Genomic DNA, 2598 nt, shown 5'->3' with positions numbered 1-2598 from the left:
GTTCTATATTACACTCCATTTGTATAATCGTCAACACCTTTTTATAAATATATTCAAGTTAATGTTTTTATGCTCTTTTAGCTAGATACGTCTCTCCAAGGATTCATTACCGAAAAGCTACCTTCTGCTTCTATTTAACCTATTCTTCCAAAATATATTCAAGTTAATTTAAACCCTAGACTTAATTTGTACAGAAGTTTTTACCTAGCGAAACTAACAATCTTATTTTAATAAATATTAATACCTCTTTGTTTATCACACCCTCTATTAGAAACGATTGAAGATATACGTATTCTTATAACAGACAACGATACAAAAATCCATAATACACTCATATACTACTCTAGTTATAGAGTCCCAAGTTCTCCTTATATGAAGTAATGATTGCTTATCTGTTTACTCGTAAATATATAGAAGCACACTAATATATTTATTAACTATCCCTTTTTCACTGAAATATCAGCCTTATATCTCCTTCATCTTTAGTATCATCTATTTCCATACAGCTATATTCTCTTAATAAACATTTAAGATATGCTCAAGATTTGAATTGATTAATAGCATTTCCTTTTTAAACACATATACTGGATTAAAAATACGTACCTCAATTGATCAAGTGCACCGAACAAACATATACAGAACACCCGTTCCTTTCATTATTTCACTTTTTATATAACATTAATAGATCTTTATCCTATACCTATATTTACGTTTTACCGCTAAAAGAGCGAATCATTTCACTAACAAAGCATTTAGTTTTATTTCTAGTATATATCCACCTTTTGAAATACATATAGAATCATAAATTCCTTTTTTTCTATCTAACCCCCTAAGAATACACAACCACACAAAAAAACAATTCTACAACAAGGTATACGACGGCTGCACAATTATAAATCATAATCCCCTCAATACCTACAGGGGCGCTGTCCGCCTTTAACGCAATTATATACTAAAAAAATTTCAATATGAAATGGGCCGGAATTTCTATTCTAAGAAAAATCCGGCTCTTATTTTTAGGCAACAACCAAAATCATTTTTACATTCAGTATTAAATGTCTATTCAATATTCCCTACTCTGCTCTGGTAAAGGTGAATGTATCGTATCTGTCACTGCATAATATAGATTTTCTGGATGTTCGGCTATCCGATGACATAAATACAAATACCACTCTTTCCCATAAGTCAAATACACTCTAGCGTTATGTCCTTTGTTTTTCAAATCTCTTAACATATCCGGACGAATTCCATATAACATTTCTATTTCTACATTAGGGTGACTAAAATATTGACGTTGCTCCATCTCTTTAATAAGAATTTCATCATGTGTAGCTATAGATACAGGGTGATGGTTTTCAACTAGTTTTTCTACAATTTGAAGATACTGTTGATTTAAATCAGTTGATCTAGGCATAGCAATATCCGGAACTTCTTGATAGGCACCTTTTACAACTCTTATTTTTCCTGGATAATGAAGGAGTTCTTGAATATCATTGTTTGAGCGGTATAAATGTGCCTGTATTGTTATCCCTACATTATGATATTGCTCAGTTACCTTTTTATAAATGGAAAGAATGTCCGCTGCTTTAGATGATTCTTCCATACTTATCATAAGGGTAGTTCCATGTACTTTCGCCTTCTCTGCCAACTCCATTAAATGAATATAAGATATTTCTGGATCTATAGACAATCCAATATGAGATAAATCAAGTGATACTGTTTGTTTCATAGATAGAGTACCTATGTCCCCAATAAGATTCAAAAACTCATTTTTTGCTTTATAACATCCCTCTATATCAAGAGTATTTTCCCCTATGTATTCTAGTGAAGTATGATAACCTTTTGTAATTAGTTCTTTTGCCGTCCCAATTCCCTCATGTCTCGTTTCTCCGGTGACAAAGCGTTTCGCAGCTTGTAATAATAACGCATAGAGTTCAGTGGATTGTTGTACATATGCTTTTATATGTTCATTCCGTTTTACATACACCTTCTTTAAATCAGCTTATCCTTTCTAAATTTATTACTGAAGGTTATTTGGAACGGCATATTATGAAGATGAAAAAATCTATAAAAATCGAAGAGACTTCCTTATCCAGCAATTAAAATCAACATTCTCAAATACAATCAATATTTTCGGTTATTTTACAGTATTACATCTGATTGTTGAATTCAATCAAGTTCAATTCACAAAAGAATTACTTGAGAAAATCCAACAACTCGGAGTGAAAGTATATCCTGTGGAAGATCACGCCATTGAAAAAGGAAAACATTACAATCGAATTATTATAGGGTATGGACATTTAACAACTGCAGAAATAAAAGAGGGTGTGAGTAGGCTCCAGAGGGTAATACTTCGTATATATATTCTTGTTAGCAAATAGACTTTAAAGCTTAACCATATTTTCCTGAAGGTATGCTACTTAAATGTGAAATTCTAATAAAATAAAGTTTTTTCTTGCTAGATAAACTTACTCATAGAGCTTACATTAATTACAAGTTTATTTTACAAAACACAAAAAAGACGAGTCATTCTGACTCGTCTTAAGCTTGCTTGGCGACGTCCTACTCTCACAGGGACAAGGTCCCAACTACCATCGG

General features: G+C 31.9%; 1 protein-coding gene and 1 pseudogene. One reads left to right on the top strand and one right to left on the bottom strand.

Annotated features, from left to right (window positions below; all coding sequences use genetic code 11):
• Window positions 1-1063: 1063 nt before the first annotated feature.
• Window positions 1064-1987 (bottom strand): proline dehydrogenase family protein, encoded by a 924-nt coding sequence (locus C4S65_RS33835; RefSeq protein WP_086405911.1) that lies wholly within the window; start codon window positions 1985-1987, stop codon window positions 1064-1066.
• Between C4S65_RS33835 and C4S65_RS33830 the strand changes: the two are divergent.
• Window positions 1972-2381: pseudogene (locus C4S65_RS33830) on the top strand (GntR family transcriptional regulator); the annotation flags it as partial. The gene C4S65_RS33835 and the pseudogene C4S65_RS33830 overlap by 16 nt on opposite strands.
• Between the last annotated feature and the right edge of the window lie 217 nt (window positions 2382-2598).

This window comes from Bacillus sp. ok061 (assembly GCF_900108285.1).
GTDB lineage: Bacteria > Bacillota > Bacilli > Bacillales > Bacillaceae_G > Bacillus_A > Bacillus_A thuringiensis_S.
The sequence above is the reverse complement of the archived record's forward strand: the minus strand, read 5'-3'. Positions and strand labels throughout refer to the sequence as shown.